This window comes from Chitinophaga eiseniae (assembly GCF_900167135.1).
GTDB lineage: Bacteria > Bacteroidota > Bacteroidia > Chitinophagales > Chitinophagaceae > Chitinophaga > Chitinophaga eiseniae.
This window is the reverse complement of sequence record NZ_FUWZ01000003.1, coordinates 618,898-640,428: the sequence shown is the minus strand read 5'-3', so window position 1 is coordinate 640,428 and position 21,531 is coordinate 618,898. Positions and strand designations below refer to the sequence as shown.

General features: G+C 51.6%; 19 protein-coding genes. 12 read left to right on the top strand and 7 right to left on the bottom strand.

Going from position 1 to position 21,531, the window contains the following annotated elements; all coding sequences use genetic code 11:
• The first annotated feature begins 2 nt into the window (after positions 1-2).
• From nuoJ to B5D63_RS21550, 5 genes are read left to right on the top strand one after another with little or no spacing between them, the layout of a single operon-like run.
• Positions 3-533 carry an NADH-quinone oxidoreductase subunit J gene (nuoJ, locus tag B5D63_RS21570; RefSeq protein WP_078670909.1) on the top strand — a complete coding sequence of 177 codons (531 nt, stop codon included), beginning with the start codon at positions 3-5 and terminating at the stop codon, positions 531-533.
• Entirely contained in the window at positions 530-838 is a 309-nt protein-coding gene (gene nuoK / locus B5D63_RS21565; RefSeq protein ID WP_078670908.1) for an NADH-quinone oxidoreductase subunit NuoK, read from the top strand. The genes nuoJ and nuoK overlap by 4 nt, the downstream gene beginning before the upstream one ends.
• A gap of 31 nt (positions 839-869) precedes the next feature.
• On the top strand, positions 870-2,765 hold the full coding sequence (gene nuoL, locus B5D63_RS21560; protein ID WP_078670907.1) for an NADH-quinone oxidoreductase subunit L: 1,896 nt from the start codon (positions 870-872) through the stop codon (positions 2,763-2,765).
• Positions 2,766-2,790: 25 nt separating this feature from the next.
• Positions 2,791-4,242 (top strand): NADH-quinone oxidoreductase subunit M, encoded by a 1,452-nt coding sequence (gene nuoM / locus B5D63_RS21555; protein ID WP_078670906.1) that lies wholly within the window; start codon positions 2,791-2,793, stop codon positions 4,240-4,242.
• On the top strand, positions 4,229-5,668 hold the full coding sequence (locus B5D63_RS21550; RefSeq protein WP_078670905.1) for an NADH-quinone oxidoreductase subunit N: 1,440 nt from the start codon (positions 4,229-4,231) through the stop codon (positions 5,666-5,668). The genes nuoM and B5D63_RS21550 overlap by 14 nt, the downstream gene beginning before the upstream one ends.
• Here the strand turns inward: B5D63_RS21550 and B5D63_RS21545 are convergent.
• The 3 genes from B5D63_RS21545 to B5D63_RS21535 form a co-directional block, all read right to left on the bottom strand.
• Positions 5,665-8,103 carry a TonB-dependent receptor domain-containing protein gene (locus B5D63_RS21545; RefSeq protein ID WP_078670904.1) on the bottom strand — a complete coding sequence of 813 codons (2,439 nt, stop codon included), beginning with the start codon at positions 8,101-8,103 and terminating at the stop codon, positions 5,665-5,667. The genes B5D63_RS21550 and B5D63_RS21545 overlap by 4 nt on opposite strands.
• Positions 8,104-8,164: 61 nt before the next feature.
• Positions 8,165-8,443 (bottom strand): hypothetical protein, encoded by a 279-nt coding sequence (locus B5D63_RS21540; RefSeq protein WP_078670903.1) that lies wholly within the window; start codon positions 8,441-8,443, stop codon positions 8,165-8,167.
• 429 nt (positions 8,444-8,872) lie between these two features.
• A complete protein-coding gene (locus tag B5D63_RS21535) occupies positions 8,873-10,141 on the bottom strand; it encodes an aspartate kinase (protein WP_078670902.1) in 1,269 nt (422 codons plus the stop codon).
• A 144-nt stretch (positions 10,142-10,285) separates the two neighbouring features.
• Here B5D63_RS21535 and fbp point away from each other — a divergent pair, with 144 nt between their 5' ends.
• The 5 genes from fbp (at position 10,286) to B5D63_RS21510 (ending at position 14,023) form a co-directional block, all read left to right on the top strand.
• The gene (fbp, locus tag B5D63_RS21530; protein WP_078670901.1) at positions 10,286-11,296 is read left to right on the top strand and encodes a class 1 fructose-bisphosphatase; all 1,011 of its coding nucleotides are present in this window, start codon (positions 10,286-10,288) and stop codon (positions 11,294-11,296) included.
• A gap of 166 nt (positions 11,297-11,462) precedes the next feature.
• Positions 11,463-11,951, top strand: a complete 489-nt coding sequence (locus tag B5D63_RS21525; RefSeq protein WP_200817064.1) for a CAP domain-containing protein — start codon at positions 11,463-11,465, stop codon at positions 11,949-11,951.
• 201 nt (positions 11,952-12,152) lie between these two features.
• Positions 12,153-12,917: an ABC transporter ATP-binding protein gene (locus B5D63_RS21520; RefSeq protein ID WP_078670900.1), complete on the top strand. Its 765-nt coding sequence runs from the start codon at positions 12,153-12,155 to the stop codon at positions 12,915-12,917.
• An 11-nt stretch (positions 12,918-12,928) separates the two neighbouring features.
• Positions 12,929-13,456, top strand: a complete 528-nt coding sequence (locus B5D63_RS21515) for a YfiT family bacillithiol transferase (RefSeq protein ID WP_078670899.1) — start codon at positions 12,929-12,931, stop codon at positions 13,454-13,456.
• A 9-nt stretch (positions 13,457-13,465) separates the two neighbouring features.
• Positions 13,466-14,023, top strand: coding sequence for an NUDIX hydrolase (locus B5D63_RS21510; RefSeq protein ID WP_235021608.1), 558 nt, complete (start codon positions 13,466-13,468; stop codon positions 14,021-14,023).
• Here B5D63_RS21510 and B5D63_RS21505 read toward each other — a convergent pair whose 3' ends face one another.
• The 3 genes from B5D63_RS21505 to B5D63_RS21495 all read right to left on the bottom strand — a co-directional run bounded on the left by B5D63_RS21505 (position 14,024) and on the right by B5D63_RS21495 (position 17,826).
• Positions 14,024-15,313 carry a bifunctional folylpolyglutamate synthase/dihydrofolate synthase gene (locus B5D63_RS21505; protein ID WP_078670897.1) on the bottom strand — a complete coding sequence of 430 codons (1,290 nt, stop codon included), beginning with the start codon at positions 15,311-15,313 and terminating at the stop codon, positions 14,024-14,026. It lies immediately after the preceding gene.
• 9 nt (positions 15,314-15,322) lie between these two features.
• Complete coding sequence (locus B5D63_RS21500) at positions 15,323-16,771, bottom strand: DUF5723 family protein (RefSeq protein ID WP_143313025.1); 1,449 nt, start codon at positions 16,769-16,771, stop codon at positions 15,323-15,325.
• Between the two features lie 161 nt (positions 16,772-16,932).
• The gene (locus B5D63_RS21495) at positions 16,933-17,826 is read right to left on the bottom strand and encodes a hypothetical protein (protein WP_078670895.1); all 894 of its coding nucleotides are present in this window, start codon (positions 17,824-17,826) and stop codon (positions 16,933-16,935) included.
• A 140-nt stretch (positions 17,827-17,966) separates the two neighbouring features.
• Between B5D63_RS21495 and B5D63_RS21490 the strand changes: the two genes are divergently transcribed.
• Positions 17,967-19,196 carry an MFS transporter gene (locus tag B5D63_RS21490; protein ID WP_078670894.1) on the top strand — a complete coding sequence of 410 codons (1,230 nt, stop codon included), beginning with the start codon at positions 17,967-17,969 and terminating at the stop codon, positions 19,194-19,196.
• 68 nt (positions 19,197-19,264) lie between these two features.
• Positions 19,265-20,194 carry an AraC family transcriptional regulator gene (locus B5D63_RS21485; protein WP_078670893.1) on the top strand — a complete coding sequence of 310 codons (930 nt, stop codon included), beginning with the start codon at positions 19,265-19,267 and terminating at the stop codon, positions 20,192-20,194.
• On the opposite strand, the gene B5D63_RS21480 is transcribed toward B5D63_RS21485, so the two are convergent.
• A complete protein-coding gene (locus B5D63_RS21480; protein WP_078670892.1) occupies positions 20,191-21,486 on the bottom strand; it encodes a radical SAM family protein in 1,296 nt (431 codons plus the stop codon). The two genes, B5D63_RS21485 and B5D63_RS21480, sit on opposite strands and share 4 nt — an antisense overlap.
• Between the last annotated feature and the right edge of the window lie 45 nt (positions 21,487-21,531).

Sequence of the window (21,531 nt, the reverse complement as noted above, 5' to 3'; positions counted from 1 at the left end):
GTATGGACATCGCATTTATCGTAGCGGCATTGATAGCCGTGGCGGCCACGGTGAGAGTCGTCACCTGTTACAACATCATGCACGCGCTGTTATATCTCGTGGTATCGCTGCTGGCGGTGTCGGTGGTATTGTACACCTATGGTGCGCCATTTATGGCGGTGCTGGAGATCATTATTTATGCCGGCGCTATCATGGTGCTCATTATCTTTTTTGTGATGATGCTGAACCTCGGACTGGAGACCGCAGAACATGAGAAAGCCTGGTTGCGGCCACGGATATGGATTGTGCCGGGATTGTTTTGTATCGTGCTGCTGGGTGAACTATTGTATTTGATTTTACAAAACAAACAGCCTGCGGCGGGCATACAGGTGGTACCACCCAAACAGGTGGGCATGGCCTTGTTCGGTCCTTACCTGATCGCCGTGGAGCTGACAGGCATTTTGTTGATGGCGGGCATTGTGGGGGCTTATCACCTCGGACGGCAACATAAGAAAACCTTACATCGATTTCTTGAAAATAATCTGAACACATGAACCTGCATCCTACAACGGCGGGCCTGCTACTGGCCGGTATCCTGTTTGTGCTGGGGCTGATCAGCGTATTGATCCGGCGCAATATCATCTTTATGCTGCTGTCAGTGGAGATTATGCTGAATGCGGCCGGACTCGCTTTTGTGGTGGCAGCCTCCCACTGGGGGCAGGCCGACGGGCAGGTGATGTTTATGTTCATCCTCGCTATGGCTGCCGCGGAAGTATCGGTAGGGCTGGCGCTGATTTTACAGTTGTATCATCAGCTCCGTACGCTGGATAGCGACGAAGCCAGCAGGATGAACGGCTAAATAGTCCTTATCACCATTAAAATTTTACCAGATGCTGCCTGCACTCATACCTGCCATTCCTTTTCTCGGCGCATGTATACTCATGCTTTGCTGGAAACGTGTAAGCCGTAGTGCCGTTACCGTTATCGGTTGCGGCAGCGTGGCACTGTCCGCAATAGTAGCGTTGATAGTGGCAGCGGCGGTGGCTGCCGCCGGGAAAGAGCCGGTGGTGCAGCATGTATGGCAGTGGATACAGGTGCCGGGTTTCGCCGCAGGGATCGATTTTCGCATGGACGTTTTGTCGGTGGTGTTTGTATTGGTGATTACCATCGTCGGTTTTTTAATTCATGTATATGCTACCGGTTACATGCATGACGACGAAGACTATGGGCGTTTTTTCGCCTGTATGAACCTGTTTGTGGGTTCCATGCTGGTACTGGTGATGGCGGATAACCTGTTGTTGTTATACCTGGGCTGGGAAGGCGTGGGGCTGTGCAGTTACCTGCTGATCGGCTTCTGGTATAAAGACCCGGCCAATAACTACGCGGCACGCAAAGCCTTTATTGTAACGAGGGTAGGGGATACGGCGATGGCCATCGCCCTGTTCCTGTTGTTTGAGCACATGGGCACGCTCAACATACAGCGATTGTTGCAGGAGGCGCCGGTGTTATGGGCCAAAGGAGATCCGATGGTCACGCTGATCGCGTTGCTGTTGCTGGGAGGGGCCGTGGGCAAGTCGGCACAGCTGCCGCTGCAGACATGGCTGCCCGATGCCATGGCCGGTCCTACACCGGTGAGCGCGCTGATACATGCCGCCACCATGGTAACGGCCGGCGTATACCTGATCGCACGTATGCATGTGGTCTTTGAACTGTCTCCCGCCGCACAGACGGCGACCGCTGTGATAGGTGCTGTCACCCTGCTGATGGCCGGCGTTAGCGCGCTGGTACAGACAGATATCAAAAGAGTACTGGCTTATTCCACCATCAGCCAGATAGGATACATGTTTCTTGCACTGGGGTGCGGCGCCTGGTCGGCCGCCATCTTCCATTTTGTGACGCACGCTTTTTTCAAAGCGCTGCTGTTTATGGGAGCGGGGGCGGTGATAGTAGCCTTGCATCATGAGCAGGACATGTTTAAAATGGGGGGACTGAAGAAAATGCTACCCGGCGTTTTCTGGGTATTCCTCATTGGCTGTGCCTCACTGACGGCGATCCCGTTTATAACGGCGGGCTTCTACAGCAAAGACCAGATCATCTGGCTGTCGCTTGCAGCTGCCGGCGGACATAAAGCGTATTGGCTGGCGGGCATGCTGGGGGCTTTGCTGACAGGCATGTATACTTTCCGTATGTTCTTCCTGGTCTTCTACGGGGAAGCCAAAACGAAAGTGCATCATATACCCGGTGCTGTGATGATGGTGCCGTTATATATTCTCGCTGTCTTATCAACTGTTGCCGGATTTATAGAACTGCCGCATACGCTGGGACACGTGACATTGTTCAGCCACTGGTTGCTGCCGGTGCTGCCGGCAGTGCAGCTCGCGGTAGACAGCATGGCACTGGAATGGATCTCCCAGTTAGCATCGGTGGTGCTTGCACTGGGTGGTATCTGGCTGGCTTATGTGTGGGTCATCAAAAGGCCGCAGGGAATGGTGGATTTTCTCAGCATGCCGGGGCAGGTATGGCTACAGGGCTGCTGGCGGCGCGGCTGGGACATGGACGCGCTGTATGACGCGCTGATCGTGCAACCTTTTGTTTATCTCTCCAACGTCAACCGGAGAGACCTGATCGATAAAATATATACCGGGACGGCGCAACTGATGGAGGCGTGTCATAACCTGATGGCACGTACGCAAAGCGGGATACTCCGCTGGTATATTATGGGCGTAGTATTGGGGGCGGTAGCCATCCTGTCGGTATTGATATGGCGGCTGCATACAGTCTCCTAACGTTAACGGTTAAAATGTAACAACAATGATTCTCCTGTTACTGATCATCATTCCGTTGGCCGGAGGGCTGCTGTCCTGGATAGCGGCGGCGCGGAACACGCTGTGGTCGAGATATATAGCGCTGGCCTGCCTGTTGGTGGACCTGGCGATAACGGCGCAGATATGGGCTACCCATCCTGCTTCCGGCGGCCGGTGGTTATACCAGTATAAAACAGACTGGGTGCCGCATTTTGGTATCAGCCTGAACCTGGCCATGGACGGCTTGTCGCTGCTGATGCTGATACTAACCTTTTTTCTCGGCACGCTGGCTGTATTGATTTCCTGGAAGGAAATTAACCAGCGGGCGGGTTTCTTTCATTTTAACCTGCTGTTCGTTCTGGCGGGCATCACCGGGGTGTTCCTGACCATGGACCTTTTTCTCTTTTACTTTTTCTGGGAGATGATGCTGATACCGATGTATTTTTTGATTGGTATCTGGGGACACGAGAACAGGGAGTATGCGGCCAATAAGTTTTTCATTTTTACGCAGGCCGGCGGCCTGTTGATGTTGCTGGCTATCCTGGCGCTGTATTTCATTCACGGCGCTAACACCGGCGTATATACGTATGATTACTTCTCCCTGCTGAACACACCAATGCAGCAGGAAACAGCCCGCTGGCTGATGCTGGGTTTCCTCGTCGCTTTTATGGTGAAGCTGCCGGCCGTGCCGTTTCATACCTGGCTGCCGGATGCGCACACCGAAGCGCCGACGGCCGGTAGTGTGATTCTGGCCGGGCTGCTGCTGAAGACGGGGGCGTATGGTATCCTGCGACTGGTATTGCCGCTGTTCCCGGAGGCATCGGCCTATTTTGCGCCGTGGATCATGTTCCTCGGGGTGCTGGGCATCATCTATGGCGGTATGCTGGCCTATGCGCAGACAGACCTGAAGCGGCTCATCGCCTATACGAGCGTGAGTCACATGGGGTTTGTACTGGTGGGGGCTTTTTCCTTTAATGCACTGGCTTACGAAGGGGTGGTGATGCAGATGATCGCCCATGGTATCAGCACCGGCGCCTTGTTTATCATTGCCGGCGCGCTGTATGAGCGTATCCATACCCGCAACATCCTGGAGATGGGAGGGCTGTGGTCCAGGATGCCGGTGATGGGCAGCGCAGCCATGATCTTCGTGATGGCGTCGCTGGGGCTGCCTGGACTGGGCAACTTTGTAGCAGAATTCCTCATCCTGCTGGGCAGCTGGCAGGCCAACCGCTGGATCACGGTCTTTGCGGCCATAGGCCTCGTGGTGGCTACTGCCTATTCCCTGCGCATTATGCAGAAAGTATTCTTCGGGCAGGCTACCCGGCAGTATGCTTTACCTGATCTCAACAGAAGGGAACTGCTGATCATCGTGGCGCTGGTGATGGCCATTCTTTTACTGGGATTACATCCGCAACCGGTTTTGAAAACCTCTCAAAAAACTGATTATGTCGTTCGCTGATTTCATAAGCCTCGGGCCATTGATCACCCTGTTCACAGCGGTGGTGATCTCTATGCTGCTGATTGCCATTAAACGTAATCACCGCATCACGTATGCCTTTTCATTGCTGGCCTACCTGATGGCGCTGACGGCTATCATCCCCGCGGCATTGTATATCCCGCATGCGGTGCCGCCGCTGCTGGTAGTGGACGAGTTTTCGCTCTTCAATACCGGGTTGGTGCTCACTTCGGGTTTTATCATTCTGCTGTTGTCCTACAACTATTTTGAAGAAAGGGAAGAACGCAAGGAGGAATATTATCTCCTGTTGCCGCTGGCCACCACCGGGGCGTTGGTGTTGGTGGTGAGCCGTCATTTTATGTCGCTGTTCCTGGGCCTGGAAATACTCAGTATCAGTCTGTACGGACTGATCGCTTATCTGCGGGCGCGGGAGCGTTCAGACGAGGCCGGCATCAAATACCTTATCCTGGCGGCATTGTCTTCTGCCTTTCTGTTGTTTGGTATGGCGCTCGTGTATGCGTTTACGGGGCATATGGATTTTCCGGGTATCGGTGCTGCGTTGCGGCAGGCTGGATATATACCGGTCACCGTGCTGGCAGGCTTCGGCATGATGCTGATCGGCATCGGTTTCAAATTGGGCGTGGTGCCGTTCCATATGTGGGCGCCGGACATTTACGAAGGTGCGCCGTTGCCGGTATCGGCTTTTATTGCTACTATCTCCAAGGGTGGGATGCTGGTAGTGCTGATCCGTTTTTACGTGGATATTCACGGCAACGACTACTCGATGATATGGTGGATGCTGGCCATTGTGGCGGTAGCTTCCATGTTCGCGGGCAACTGGCTGGCGCTGACCCAGCAGAACATAAAACGTATCCTGGCTTATTCTTCTATCGCCCATATGGGCTACATTCTGGTTGCTTTTCTCTCAGGCGTACAAACGGGGCTGGAAGCGATTTCTTTCTACCTGGTAGCTTATTTTATTACCAGCATCGGCGCTTTCGGGGTGCTGATCGTGATGAGCAGCAGCGTACAGGACGCGGAAACGCTGGACGATTACCGCGGCATGTTCTGGCGCTATCCCTGGGTGGCGACGGTATTTACTGCGATGTTGCTATCTCTGGCGGGCATCCCGCTGACGGCGGGCTTTATCGGTAAGTTCTATATCGTGATGGCTGGCGTGAACGGGCACATGTGGTTCCTGTTGTTTATGCTGGTCATCAACAGTGTGATCGGGTTGTATTATTATATCCGCATTATCGCCATGATGTTTAAAGCACCGGCTACAGGGGAGGTGACGTATATCAAACCCTCGCTGCCCGTAGCCGGTAATATCACGCTGATGTTGCTGACGCTGGTACTGATAGGGCTCGGGGTATATCCCACCGCGATGATGCAACTGATTCAGCAGATGATGAAAATGATCGTTTAACCTGCTCTTTTCTGTTCGTCGCTGGTACCTGTCTTCCTTTCGCGGGCCGCCTTGATGCTGCTGTTGCCAAAGCGGTAGCTGAAGTAGACGCTGGCGGTCCTGAACTGCCAGGTGTTGAAAATGTGCAGCGCCAGGTTGCTGTATTGTGCAATACCTCTGTAGGACTCATTCCGCAGGATATTGTTGTAGTTGAATTTAATGGTGGCTTTTTTGTCCCAGAACGTTTTCTGTATGCCGAGGTTCAGGTTGTATTCGTTATAACCTTTAAAGATGGCGTACACAAAAGGAGAGTTATAATAACCCGATACTTCCAGCTTAAAATCTTTGGGCAGCGTAATGGTGTTGGTGCTGTTGAAGCTGTAGGTGAAGCTGCTGGTCATCTCCGGCTGGTTCTTGTTATTGGTAAAGTAGTAGTCGTTATAGGCGGCGTTCAGGTTGTTATCGCTCATCCACCACCTGGTGACCTGGAAAGGCAATGTGACGGCAAGACTGTACACATGGCTTTTCTGGTAGTTCATCAGCGTGCTGGTAGATGTTTTGGCGCTGTCGTCCTGGTACAGGAATTCATTAATGACATCAGTCGTGCGGTTGTATCCCAGCGTGGCGATGTACTTGTCTTTGAAGGTATACGCCAGTTCCACGTTGTTGGTGTACTGCGGCTGCAGATAAGGGTTGCCTCTGAAGAAGGTGTACCGGTCGAGATAGAACATGAACGGGTTCAGCTGGCCGTATTCCGGGCGTTCGATACGACGGGAGTAGGCGAGGCTGATTTTGTTGTTGTCATTCAGTTTCTGATCGATGGTGAGGTTGGGGAAGAAGTCAGTGTAGTGACGCTTTACCTGGCTTTTCAGGGTAACGGAGTAACCGTCCGACTGGGTGTTTTCCACTCTCAGACCCGCCTGGATGCCGGTTTTCGGTGTCAGTTGTTTTTTATAGCTGGCATAGGCGGCGTACACATCTTCCTGGTATTTAAATTCATTGCTCTGGCTGGGGGCGAAAATATATTCGCCGTTTTTGAGGGAATCATAGGCCAGTCGGTTGGTAGTGGTCACGAGGCTGGCTTTTACGCCGGCTTCCACTTTTCCGTTTTTACCCAGCGGCCAGGCGAAGTCTCCTTTCAGGCTTTTGATGGTGATCTGTGTACCGCCCTGGTTGCGAATACCGTTTGGATTGCGTACCCGCTGACTTTTTACATCCAGCATACTGTCATTCAGCACCAGTGCCCTGTCGGAGTTGAAACGGGCAAAGTCGGCGTCTACGCTGTATTCCCGGCCGGCAGTATCCAATACGGCTTTGTAGTTCAGGTTAATGGCGATGTTATTGAAACGGTTGTTGTTGGTCGTGTAGGAGTTTACCAGGGAGTCGGCGGGAGCGCCCGGCTTGTTCATGAAGTAGGTGTTGCTGTATATCTGGTTACTGAAGCGGTTTTTAAATCCGTTCACAATGAAGCCCAATGTATGTTTGTCGTTGAGGAAATAATCGAAGCCGATTTTGGCAGCGTTGCGCTGAAAGCGGTTGCGTTGAAAGATATCCTGTGTTTGTTCGGTCACCACGCCTTTATCGTTGAAGGCTCTGCTGTATTTACGGGTGATCTGGAAGGGGCGGTCGGTCCTGCCCAGATCGCCGAACAGGTTAAATTTGGTGGTGCGCCAGTTGAACGTGCCGTTGGCGCTGTAGGTACCGTAGCGGGACTGGGACAGGGTGGCGTTCACGGTGCCGTTGATACCGGTGAGTTTGCCTTTTTTTGTTTTTATGTTGATGATACCGCCATTGCCGGAGGCGTCGTACTTCGCGGAGGGGCTGGTGAGAATTTCTATCTGGGAGATGGATTCGCCAGGGGTGTTTTTCAGGAGGTTGGTCAGGTCTTCCCCGCTGAGGTAGGTGAGCTTTCCGTCGATCATCACGGTGACGGTCTGACCTTTCATTTTCACGTTTTCATTGTTATCTATCTGTACGCCGGGGGCTCTTTTCAGAATGTCCAGCGCGCTGTTGCCGACGGCGGTTACGCTGCTTTCCACGTTGAGCACCGTTTTACCGGCACCTTTCTCAATAAAGGGCCGCGTGGCGGTCACATTCACCGTTTGCAGGCTTTTAGACAGCGGCTGCAGGGCGATGGAGGGTATGGCCAAGGTCGTATGAGAGGCGTCTATGGTAAAATTGGCGGCATATTGGGTGCTAAAGCCCATCTGGGATACCTGCAGGAAGTATTGGCCGAAAGCTATTTTTTCGAAACGGCCTTCGCCGGATTCGGAAGACATCTGGCCTTTTACCTGTGCAGAGTCCAGCGTTTTGCGCAGCAACACGCTGGCAAAAGGAAGCGGCTTGCCGGTAGCGTCTGTTATTTTAAAGGAAATGGTGCCGGTAGGGTTTTTTTGTGCAAAAGCGTACATGACAGCGGACATAAGTATCCCCAGCACGATGATGAATTTTTTCATACGACCGTTTAGATTTTCTCAGAAGCGATTCCAATAAGTTGATTAGGAGACAGTTAGTTGATTACTGCCGGATCTGGTTTTGTGAATGGTATATATTGAAAATAGTTTTTACAGCATCCTGAATAGGTTTCGGCCGCAGCAGCGCGTTTTCCGGGGCAACATCGGCATCAGCCTGGCGGGCGGGCAACGCACCGGGCCAATTGGCATCTGTTATCACGAATAAAGGCAGAATATCCGGAGAACTGCTCTGCATCGGCGCCATATCTTTCAGCAGGTCCTTGCAGGCAAGCACTAACGCGATACAGCTGGTAACTATCAGTAACAGGGCGGCTTTTTTCATCTTATAGCACTTTTTACATCTTAAAGACGACCCTTCTGAAAAAAGGTTGCACCTCCGGTCAAAAAAAAATTATAATTGGGGCAGGAGGGCACCTGTTCCGATCTCAAAGCAGTGGAAACCAATGTAAATTTAAGCAGGGAATTGATTCAGAAACGGGGAATGGTATGGTTGTTAAAATCCGGGGATAAGCGGTTTTTTCTCGCAAAGCACGCTAAGTTTTTTGCCTGTGTTTTGAGGTAATTAAGAACGCAAAGGAGCGATTGACCACCGACACCGACTATAAAATAAAACTATAGAGCCAATCTACTAGATAATTAACTAACAGTATATTATATAGAATAATCAGCAAAACCTGATCTTCAAGTCTTTGCGTTCTTAATTACCTCAAAACACAGGCAAAAAACTTAGCGAGCTTTGCGAGACGAGAAGCTATTTCTTCAGCAGCCTTTGCACGGTTACTTTGGAACGTTGTTCCAGCAGTACGGTGTGGTGGTTGCTGAGATCTTCGAGGAGGCCGTCCTGGTAGTAACGTACGGTCAGCAGCTCCAGCGCTTCGTTATAGGAAATTTTAAAGTCGTTATGCAGCGCCTTGATCAGCAGTTCGATCTTTTCCGGGTTGTGGTCAATGCAGCAGGAGAAGGTGATGGCTCCGTTCTGCATCAGGTTGATCTTCACTTTCAGGCGGTGGAAAGTTTCGTAGATGTCGCTGATTTTATCTTCTGTGATAAATGCATAGTCTTTGGATGTCAGCGTCAGCAACACCTGGTTTCTTTTCAGTACGATGATAGGTGGCAGCTGGCGGGTGTCTGCCTGTTCCTTGATGATGGTGCCTGGCAGGTTCTTGTCCAGGAAACATTTTACCAGCAGCGGGATCTGTTTGTTCTGCAGGGGTTTGATGGTTTTCGGGTGGATCACCTGCGCACCGTAGTAGGCCATTTCAATCACCTCTCCGTAGCTGATCTCGGGAATGTTGACCGTATTGGGGAACAGTTTCGGGTCGGCGTTTTTGAGGCCTTCCACGTCTTTCCAGATGGTCTGGCTTTCAGCGTCGAGCATATTGGCAAATACGGCGGCGGAATAATCTGAGCCTTCCCGGCCCAGCGTTACACTTTCATTCTGGTCGGTGCTGCCGATGAATCCCTGTGCGATAACGATATTGGTCTGGTTGAAAAGCGGCACTACCTTTTCGGTGACCTGCTTCTGGGTAAAGGCCCAGTCGATATTGGCATCCCGGAAGTTGTCGTCTGTACGGAACACGTCCCGTACATCCACCCAGGTATTGGATAAGCCGATGGTGTTAAAGAAGGCGCTGACGATGGCGGTGCTGAGGAGCTCTCCCATGCCGACCAGTTGATCGTAGTAGTAGTCATATGCCCGCAGGGGTTTTTCTCCCAGCGTCCATTCTGCTTCGGTAAAGAACTGCTGCAGCTGCGCGAAGAGCGGATGCTCGCGGTTGCCCAGCAGGGACTCGGCCACCTGGATATGCTGTTGTTCTACATTGTACAACAGTTGGGCGGCTATTTCCCTTTTACGCATGTAAAAGTTCTGCGCCACCTTTTCCAGTTCATTGGTCGTTTTCCCCATGGCCGAGATAACGATCAGGAGTTTGTCGTCCGGAAATGACTGGACGATCTGTGCTACTTGCTTAATGCGTTCAACACTTTCTAAACTTGCGCCGCCAAACTTGAAAACCTTCATATGATAGTTTGTCCTTTTGAAAAATTATTTGGCAAAGTAAGGCAAGTTTAGAATTGTTTTAAAATCTGTTTACAGATAAATGACATTTCCCTTAAAATAAGCGCTTATTCCGTTAATTTCGTCCCGGAAAACTGAAACAACGTTATGAATCACAAGCAAAAAGTAATGACACTGGATGAATTTACCATCCAGGAGTTACGTAACTATCCTGGCGCCACCGGCCAGCTGTCAGGTTTACTGCGTGATATTGGTCTGGCCGCCAAAAGGGTAAACGTGGAGGTAAACAAGGCCGGTATCGCCGATATCCTGGGCGAAGCCGGGAAAACCAATGTTCAGGGGGAATCCGTAAAGAAACTCGACGAATTTGCCAACGAACAGTTTATCAATTCACTGCGTACCAGCATCTACTGCTGTGGAGTGGCTTCTGAAGAAGAAGAACACTTTATCGCCTTCAACGACGAACACTCTAAAAAATCCAAATATGTGGTATTGCTCGATCCCCTGGACGGCTCCAGCAATATTGACGTAAATGTGTCCATCGGCACCATCTTCTCCGTATACCGCCGCCTGTCGGCGGAAGGGGAAGAGTGTAACCTGGAGGACTTCCTGCAGCCGGGCACCCAGCAGATTGCGGCCGGATATATCATCTACGGGTCTTCCACCATGATGGTATATGCCACCCGCCGCAGCGTGCAGGGCTTTACCCTCGACCCTTCCATCGGAGAGTTCTGCCTGTCGCACCCGAACCTGAAATGCCCGCCGGAAAGCGATATCTTCTCCGTCAACGTAGGTTACTATCACCTGTATGAAGAGAAAGTGCGCCATTCCATCGATCATTTTATGGCAAGGGATGAAAACGACCGTATTTACCGGCATCGCTTTGTAGGCTGCATGGTAGCGGAAATACACCGTACGCTCATACAGGGAGGGATTTTCATGTACCCCGCCTTCGGCAAGTATAAATCGGGCCGTCTGCGGCTCTGCTACGAGTGTAACCCCATGTCTTTCCTCATGGAAAAGGCCGGCGGAATGTCTATGGCCAACAGCCGTCAGCGCCTGCTGGAACTGAAACCGGTACAGCTGCACCAGCGGGTGCCTATTTTTATCGGTTCCAAAAACATGATGGAGACCTGGAAAGACATCATGAACAAATAGCGGAAACACGCTTTGTTAATTGCATATCAAAAAAGGCCTGGGCGTACAATAGCAACGTCCGGGCCTTCGTTTTTTGAAAGCGCTCCCAACAATTTATCCACGCTGGATAATTTGGTACAGCGCTTGCTTACACGCTGTTAGTTATCATTATTAACCATCAATTTTTATGTCCATTTTGAAAAGCCGCAGTGTCCTTGTATTACTGCTCGCCATGTTTGCCGCATTCCAGGTAAGCGCGTGTTCACGTGCCACCAGCCGTGCAGACAGCACCGCAACAAGAGGAAGCCTCGATGAACAAATCCTCTATTACACCAACAAATTCCGGCAGTCCAAAGGACTGAAGCCGTTGCAGCTGGATGAAACCATCAGCCAGCAGGCACGCCGCCATAGCCGCGATATGGCTAACGGCAGCACCGGCTTCGGGCACGAAGGTTTCGAGGACCGCGTGGCCTACATCACCAAAAAGATAGGCAGGGTAGGCGCCGCAGCAGAAAACGTGGCTTATGGCACCCTCGACGCCCAGGCGGTTGTGGATGGCTGGATCAAAAGTCCCGGCCACCGGCGTAATATGCTGGGTGACTATAACATGATCGGCATAGGCACTGCCGGTAAAGGAAGAATTACCTTCTTTACGCAGGTGTTTATTAAACACTAGCCGAATTACCGGATATTGGGATGTACGGATTTTAGAATTTTTTTATTTCGGGATTTGAAGCGCAGAAGCCAATTTTTATTTTAATAATCAAATATTTAAATATTTTAATAAAATTGCTATCTGCCTTGTTGAAATTCCGGGTCCCCAAAATTCGAAAATCCGTAAATCCCAAAATCCGTAAATCTTTTATAATTTGGTGGCATGGAAAAGAACAAGATCATTGAGGTGAGGAACCTGGTGAAAAAATACGGGGAATTCGCCGCAGTAAAGGGTATCAGCTTTGACGTGTACGAACATGAGATATTCGGCCTGTTGGGCCCTAACGGCGCCGGCAAGTCCACCACCCTTGAGATCATTGAAACATTACGCGAAAAAACGGAAGGGCAGGTGACCGTCGGCGGATTCGACCTGGACACGGCTCCCAACGATATTAAAAAAATCATCGGCGTACAGCTGCAAAGCTCCGGTTATTACCCCGGGCTGAACCTCGTGGAACTCATCGAGATGTTTGGCGGGCTGTACAACCAGCCGGTGCAGCCTATAGAGCTGCTGCGCCTCTTCAACCTGGAAGACAAGGCAAAAGCTAAGTACAAAGAACTCTCCGGTGGCCAGAAACAACGTTTCTCTATCGCTACCACCCTGATCAACAAGCCCCGCATTATCTTCCTCGACGAGCCCACTACCGGCCTCGATCCGCAGGCAAGACGCAATCTGTGGGACCTGATCCTGCAGGTAAGGGCACAGGGCACCACCGTAGTGATCACCACCCACTATATGGATGAAGCTGAATTCCTGTGCGACCGCTGCGCCATCGTGGACAGCGGACAGGTGATCGCTATTGACTCGCCCGACGCCCTCATCGATAACCTCGTGTCCAAAGGGTTCGAGCGCAGTAAAGAAGTGAAGAAAGCCAACCTGGAAGATGTATTTATCCATCTCACCGGGAAAGATCTTCGCGAGTCTTAATAAACCCGCTTATGGAAGCATTACAATATCCTATTGGTCGTTTTGAACCACTGCCGGATTATAGTCCCGCCATGCTGCGGGAATATATCAACGATATCCGCGACCTGCCCACCCTCGTGGAAATGGCCGTGCAAAACCTGGACGCTTTCCAGCTGCAGAAGCCCTACAGGCCCGGTGGCTGGAATATCTCACAGGTGGTACATCATCTGGCAGACAGCCATATCAACGCTATTGCCCGCATGAAAATGGCGCTGACAGAAGAGAAACCTATTATTAAACCATACGATGAAGCGGCATGGGCTGAACTGGAAGACGTGAAAAACACACCCATCAATGTGTCCATCACGCTGCTGCACGCTCTGCACACCCGTTGGGCCAACCTGATGGAACGCCTGACACCCGAACAATGGGAGCGTTCTTTCATTCACCCGGAACATGGCCGGCGCTTTAATATGAAAACCGTTGCCGCCAACTATGCATGGCACGGAAAGCATCACCTGGGCCATATACAGGGACTGAAGGAACGCATGAACTGGTAAAGTATTATTATGAATATGGATTGGAAACTGCTGTCGTCTGAATATCTTTTCAAAGACGATTGGTTAACCGCGCGTAAAGACAAATGTATCACCCCGCAGGGGACCATTGTAGAACCTTACTACGTACTGGAATACAACGATTGGGTAAATGCCGTGGCCCTCACGGAAGACGGTCAGGTGATCATGATCCGCCAATACCGGCAGGGGATCGGTCAGACGCTGCTGGAAATTCCTGGTGGCACCATGGACGCCACGGACCCCTCTCCCGAATTTGCCATGGAACGTGAACTGCTGGAGGAAACCGGTTATGAATTCAAAGAATTGATATCACTGGGAAAGGTGGCTGCCAATACGGCCTCCAGTAACAATTACACACATATGTTCCTCGCTACCGGCGGCCGTAAAGTGAAAGCGCAACAACTGGACCACAACGAAGAAATTGAAGTGGTGCTGATGTCTGTTCCCGAAGTGCAACAACTGATACTGGACAATAAAATTGTCCACAGCCTGCATGTGACCGGCCTCTGTTACGCGCTGATGCACATGGGACGTATGGAAATGAAATGATTACATCGCTTCTGCCACAATAAAGAAACTGCCGCATACCAGGATCATATCCTCCGCTTTGGCATGTTGCCGCGCGGCCTGCAACGCCGCCTGTACGGACTCGTAGGGCCGGCCCTGCAGTCCGTGCCGCGCCGCCATCTCCGCCAGCGCTACTTCGTCCAGCGCCCGCGGTATCTGGGCCCGGCAGAAGTAATAAGTCGCCGTGGTCGGGAACAACGGTAACACATTATCTACCTCTTTATCTTTTACAAAACCGGTGACAATATGCAGCTGCTGGTAGTTGACATGCTCCAGCTGCTGTACCACCTCCCGGATGCCGGCTTCATTATGCCCTACGTCCATGACCGTAAGGGGATGCTCGCTGACTACTTCCCAGCGTCCCCGCAGCCCGGTGAGCTTACGTACATGTGACAACGCTGCCTGTACATGGTCCCACGTAATATGCCAGCCCTGTTGCTGCAACAGCCTGACGGCCGACAACACGCCCATCACATTTTTTTCCTGGTACTGCCCGCTGAGGTCCAGCCGGAAATGATGCATTACTCCTTTTCGTGTATCCAGTAACGTTAGCTCAAGATAGTTGTCTTTAATAAGACTCCCGTCCACCATCCATTCCTGGTCTGCAAAGTGGATAGGTGAGCCGGTTTCGGCTGCTTTGTCACGGAAGACCCACTGTATTTCAGATTGGGTTTCACTGACTATTACCGGCACACCGGCTTTGATAATGCCGGCTTTTTCGGAAGCGATCCGGGGAAGCGTATCCCCCAGGATATTTTTATGGTCAAAGCTGATATTGGTGATGACAGACAGTTCCGGCGTAATCACGTTGGTGCTGTCCAGCCGGCCGCCCAGCCCTACTTCTATAATCGCGATGTCCACGTTCTCCTGTGAAAAATACTGGAAGGCCATGGCTACGGTCAGCTCGAAAAAAGAAGGCGCAATGCTTTCAATGAACGGCCGCATATTGTTAGTGAAGTTCACCACAAAGTCCTCCGGCGCCACCTGCCCGTTGATACGGATACGCTCCCGGAAGTCCAGCAGGTGCGGGGAAGTGTACAGGCCGGTCTTATAACCTGCCTGCTGCAGGATGGCTGCCAGCATATGGCTGGTAGAGCCTTTACCGTTAGTCCCGGCAACGTGTATGGTTTTAAAGGTATGCTGCGGATTGTTGAGCTGTTGTAATAAAGCGACCGTGTTATGCAGGTCTGTTTTATAAGCGCTGGCCCCTACTTTGGTGAACATGGGCAGTTGCCCGTAGAGATAGTCCAGTGCTTCCTGATATGCGTTCATAAAGGTAAATTAATAATTTACCGGGCATCCCAGCTGGCCTTTGTTTTTATTGCCTTTACCCAACATGCCCGGATTGATCCGCAAAGCTACGAAAGCATCTGTATGGTTGATGCGATGTTGGAAAAGCGTAGTAAAAAGGCTGTAAGATCCCAGTACCAGCGGACCGATACGGAAGCCTGCCCCCACATCTGCCTGTCCGTTGTGGTTCACTACAAACGGCATATAGGCGCCAAACAGTTCGGTTTCGTACCGTGGTGTAATTAACACCTGGGTCATGGCATATGTTCTGGCCATCCCGTTTTTTCCTGCGTTCAGTGCAATGATGGCGTTAGCGCTTACAAAGAAGCGGCCGTCGATGTTATAATCGCCCATCAGTTGAAGGGAGGCGGGTAAGGCCATTACAAAGCTGCTGTCATCGCTGGGGATAGGCGTAAAATAGCGGTTCAGCCGCGTGGAGTATTGTTTAAGGCTCTCGTTGTCCTTGTAGGTGATGGCATTCGGGTTGATATTCTGTTTACGGAGATCGAGATCGGTGTTATTGGCGCCTTTCTGGTATTTGATCCGGCCGATGTCATTGAGTGATAAGCCGAGACGGAATTTATATTCATCGGCGTCGGTACCTTCGAATTTACCGAAGCCACCGTTGTCGGGGCGGTACTCATAGATAACGCCGAGATCGAAGCCTACTCCGTTGTTATGAAAGAGCTGGAGATTGCGGGTGTACGGTTTCTGCCAGTGGTCCAGTTCTTCACTGTAGGCATACCGCAGGGTGCCGCTGGTGATGTCTGCATTGCGCCGGTCGTTGAGCACGAAACTGGCGTTGGCCACCTGTGCGTAACCGGCGGCGATACCGCTCAGCAGTTTTACGGTTACGCCGGCCTTCCAGCGGCTGGTATAACCTTCCCGGATAGTGCGGGCGTAACTGAAGCCCAGTTCATTCCAGATATGCGCACCTACGCCTGCCTTTTCTATGTTCAGGTTTTTACCGCGATATTGAAGGTTGGGATAGTCGTTGCCGAAAAAGTTGGCCAGCGGGGTGGGCAGATTGCCGCCGCTGGCGCTGGCACGCACACGCCATACAAAGGAAACGGATTGTTTTTCATCGATGGCGTATAATACAGAAGGCATCACTATTTCAGCCATGCCCCATCCGTTCTGGCGTCGGTTAGCGGTGGTATCCAGAAAATAGTCCTGGTTGCGCTCCCATTGCTTGCGGGGAGGAGGATTAAACAGGATGGACTTGGGCACTTTCATATAGGTGTTGCCCCCTTTTACATCAGCGCCGATAATGTTCACGTCCCATTTATAACGATAGCCTGCCGCACTGGCAGGATTGGAGAGTACCCCGTGGATACCGGCATAATTGCTGGTATTGTAGCCGGGAAATGTCTGGGCCACGGCGGCGTATGCCGGCCATAAAAACAAAATAGTGCTGAACAGTATTCGGTGCATTCTCATCGTTGGCTAATAAAAAAAGACAGGTTTCTCAAAAAGATTTATGGATTTATGGATTTACGGATTTCTGTATTTTCTGATTTTAACTACATGGAAAGTCCTTTTTTGATCTTCTCACCGTTCCAATCAAAAAATTCACAAATCAGAAAATCTGTAAATGGTCGTTATTCTGCTTTAAAATAAAAACGGATGGTACCGAACTGCACTTCGGGTGCTTCCGGATTCGCATTGTACTTTAATTGACCGTTGAGTGCCGCTTTCCGCGCAATGTCTATCAGCTGCGGGTTGCTAAGGGTGGAGCCTTTCATGCTGAAGGTAGCGGCGATCACATTCCCTTTCTGGTCTACTTTGATATTAACGGCTATATAGCCGGACTCGGTGCCGTCGTAGGTAACGTTCGGCCGGCTGATAAGATTACGTCCATTGAGGCGAAAGTCGGAACGTCCGCCGCCGAGGCCACCGCCCGTATAGCCTTTGGCGTTAGGGTCGCCGTTTAGCTGGCCTCTGTCGCCGGGTTTGCCGGTATTACCCTCGCCGGTGGAATTATTGGAGCCTTGTGCGCCGTTGCCGCTGTTGGCATTGGTGCTGCTGCCGCCGGAATAAACCGCTTTGGGCTGAGGTTTGGGGGCAGGAGGTGTCGGTTTGGGCGCTGCGGCCGGTTTCTTTACCGGTTTGGTGACCGGCTTGGGCTCCAGCTTTTTAGGCAGTTCTTTCGGTTTTTCAACCGGCTTCTCCGGTTTTTTTATTTCCGGCGCTTCTTCATCATCCTGGGTCGCTACTTCCTGTGGCGCGCTGTTATCTTTTTCAGTGGCAGCCGGTTCACTTTCCGCCGGGGCGGGCGTGGATTCCGCTGCACTGGGAGGGTTCGGGTTGAGCGGCTGTTCATCGCCCATCCCTTCATCGGAGGTGCCCAGGTTCACTTCCATCCCCAGGTCCTGGTCGGGCAGGGGCGGAGGCGCCGAGAAACCGGCAAATACCAGTGCTACTAACAGCAGCGCATGTACGCCGATGGTCACTCCCAATGCCTGAATATTTTTTTTACGGTTGTTTTCCTCCATGATAGCTGATTAAGCGCCAGTAAGCGTCAAAGTTAAACTTTTGAATGAAAAAAAAGAGAGATACAGCGATCTGAATTTATCATCTTTGCAAAAACTATGCTGTTAATCCTATTTGTGGCATTTTATTTTGCGGCTGTTGTATGAATTTGCTCAAACAAACTATCCGTCTTTACCAGAACGCCTACACCGGACTTTCGCCAGCTACCTGGTGGTTGTCGCTGGTACTGCTGATCAACCGCAGCGGCGCCATGGTGGTTCCCTTCCTGACAGTTTATCTGACGGCACACCTGCATTTTTCCATCGCACAGGCCGGGCTGGTGATGGCCTGCTTCGGTACCGGCGCTATCGTAGGCGCTTTACTGGGCGGTTGGCTGTCTGACCGTATCGGTTTTTACCAGGTCCAGTTCTGGAGTCTCCTCTTTAACGGCGTATTGCTTATTTTATTGGGACAGATGCGGACCTTTCCCCAGATATGCAGCTGCGTATTTGTGTTAAGCTCTGTGGGAGATGCTTTCCGCCCGGCCAACAGTATTGCTATTGCGGCCTACAGCGCGCCGCAGAACCGTACCCGCTCTTATTCGCTCAACAGGCTGGCGGTCAACCTCGGCTGGTCGGTGGGACCGGCGCTGGGAGGCTTTCTGGCCAGCATCAGTTACCAGTGGTTGTTCTGGGTGGATGGCGGCACCTGTATCGTAGCCGCGGTGCTGATGCGGATTTTCCTTCCGCCGGTGCCGGCGCCGGCTAAACCGGAAAAAGCCGTCGCCACAGGGCAGACGGACACTGTATGGAAAGACAGCCTGTACCGCTGGTTCCTGCTGTTTGGTATGATCAACGCGATCTGCCTCTTCCAGTTTTCGAGCATGGTGCCCCTGTATTTCAAAGAGGTGGTGCACCTGCAGGAATGGGCCATCGGGTTGAATATGTCGCTCAACGGCCTGCTGATCGTAATGGTGGAAATGGTGATGATCCATCACCTGGATGGTAAGCTGCCTAACCTGGTATACGTGTCCAGGGGCGCCATGATGGTGTGCCTGGCCTATGTGCTGCTCTGCGTGCTGCCGCCGGTATGGGGTATTGCGGCGGTGTTTATGATCGTGGTCACCTTCGGGGAAATGCTCTGCCTGCCCTTTATGAACAGTTTCTGGATCAGCCGCAGCCAGGACCATAACCGCGGACAATATGCCGCGTTGTATACTATCTCTTATTCGCTGGCCACCGTGGTATCACCTACCAGCGGGGCTTTTGTGGTGCAGCATCTCGGGTTTACCTCCTGGTGGGCCATTACCGCCGGCGGCTGTGTGCTGTCTGCGTTGGGGTTCCGCTGGCTGCAACAGAAGCGGGCCCGGGCGGAGAAAATGATAGCAGCGTAATTGTTCAACACTTAACGGATATTGTCCGAGAATAACTAATTTTGCCCAAAAAGGAGTAAAATTGGTAAATGAAAGTAATTCAATTTACTGTTCCGGTAGCAGAGGAAGGGTCTGTGGTTATCCAGGAGGACATACTTCCTTATTTTTATAATTACCTGCACCGTCATAAAGAGGCGCAGCTCACCCTTATCATCAAAGGGGAGGGCACGCTGATCGCGGGTAGTTACACCCAGCCGTTCAAAGCCGGCGATATCTACGTGATCGGCGCCAACCAGCCGCACATGTTCAAAGGCGACGCCCGTTACTTTGAAAACCTGAAAGAAAAGAACATCCACGCCATCCATATTTTCTTCGACCATGACAATGCGCTGAAAGGCATGCTGGCGCTGCCTGAGCTGGAAACAGTCCGCAAGTTCCTGCTGCTGACCCGCTCCAGCCTGCAACTGCCGGCTGCCTGCGAGGAAAAAACGGCCGCTGAAATCATGCGGCTCTGCAAACTCACCGGAGCGGAACGGTTATTCGCCTTCATGTCGCTGCTGACGTACTTTTCCCGGCAGGTGAAAGACTGGAAGTCCCTGTCTACCGGCTTCCTGCGGCACGCCTACAGCGAATCGGAAGGGCTGCGGATGAACGATATTTACCAGTACACGCTGGAACATTATGCAGAAAATATCTCGCTGGCGAGGATCGCTTCTGTGGCGCATCTGACCACCTACGCTTTCTGTAAATACTTTAAGAAACACACCCGCAAAACCTATCTCGAATTCCTCAACGAAATCCGTATCAACGCGGCCTGTAAGAAAATCATCAACGGCGATGCGGAAAGTATCGCCTCTGTGGCATATGCGACGGGGTATAATAATCCTATCACCTTCAACCGGGTATTCCGGAAAGTGACGGGCATGTCGCCGTCTGCCTATGCGCGTCAATACCGTTTCGGGCAAGAGAACGCGCAGAGGAGCGGCTTTATCAGTGAGTGGGAGGAAGTAGCGCTTTAGTGAGCGAAATCGGCCATGTAATCGCCTTTGATACGTTCTATCGGCGGATTGAAATAACCAAACTTCACGTCCGGAAATTCTTCATGGATCATTTCCTGTAACTGTTTGATGCCCATGCAGGGGCCAGGCTCGGTAATGCCCAGCTTGCCCAGGTACCAGTCGGGATCAATATTGAAATTGCGCCACTGGATCATGTTCAGGCCGGTTTCCCGGATCAGCGTGCGCAGTGCCTCATATTCCTCTTCGGTATCGGTCATCCCCGGAAAAACAAAATAGTTGATGGAAGTCCATCCGTTAAATTCCCGTACTACTTTCAGGCTTTCGATGATGTCTTCGAATTTGTAGTTATTGGGACGGTAATACGGCGTGTAATACTTTTCCTGGGCGGAATTGAGGCTCACCCGGATACTGTTGAGGCCCGCTTCACAGAGGGCGCGCACAGCGTCGGGCTTACTGCCGTTGGTGTTGATATTGATGCTGCCTTTAGGCGTATGCTTACGGATCTCGAGGATGGATTCGCGGATGGTTTCCCACATCAGCAGCGGTTCACCTTCACAGCCCTGGCCGAAGCTTACGATCGGGAAGGGGGCTGTTTCCAGGTGCGGTACGGTATATTCCACGATTTCTTCCGCCGTAGGTTTGAAACGGAGACGGTCCTGGGTGGACACGATGGTTTCGTCTTCCGGCTGAAAAGAGATGCAGCCCACGCAGTTGGCGTTACAGGCCGGAGAGGAAGGGATCGGGCATTCCCATCTACCCATAAAATAATTACGGGCGGCAGGACATTCGTAGGTGAGGGCGCAGTTTTCCGCAAGATGCTTTACCAGCCTGTTATGCGGGTAAGCGTCCATCAGTTGTTTAACGCCTTGTTTTACTTTTTTGGCGTCGAAGCCGGCGCACTCCTGGCGGATATCGGCTTCAATGCGGGTGGCGGGCACATAGAACTTGCCATCGAGCCAGCCTACTGCCGTATAACAAAACAGCGGCAGGGTGGGGGCGTCTGGCATGGTTTCATAGGCTGCCAGGTAAAAGCCGGTATGAGCGGGTGGAATGAATGCCGCTACGGCCCAACCTTTATCACACAGGCCCATTTCTCCGGAAGCGGCATCGATACCGATACCACGACGGCCGGGCAGTTCATACAGATTACCGCCTTCAGGAAGTTCGATCCACTCTTCCGGATCAATTGGAAAGGCATCCCAGCCGCTACGGCCTACCACGTGCATGGAAGTATCTTCAAAGATGTTTCCTTTCCCGTCGGAGTATAATATGTAAGGTGTTTGTTTCAGCATAAGTTTATTTATTCATTTTATTATTTCGTTATTTAAATATTTTAT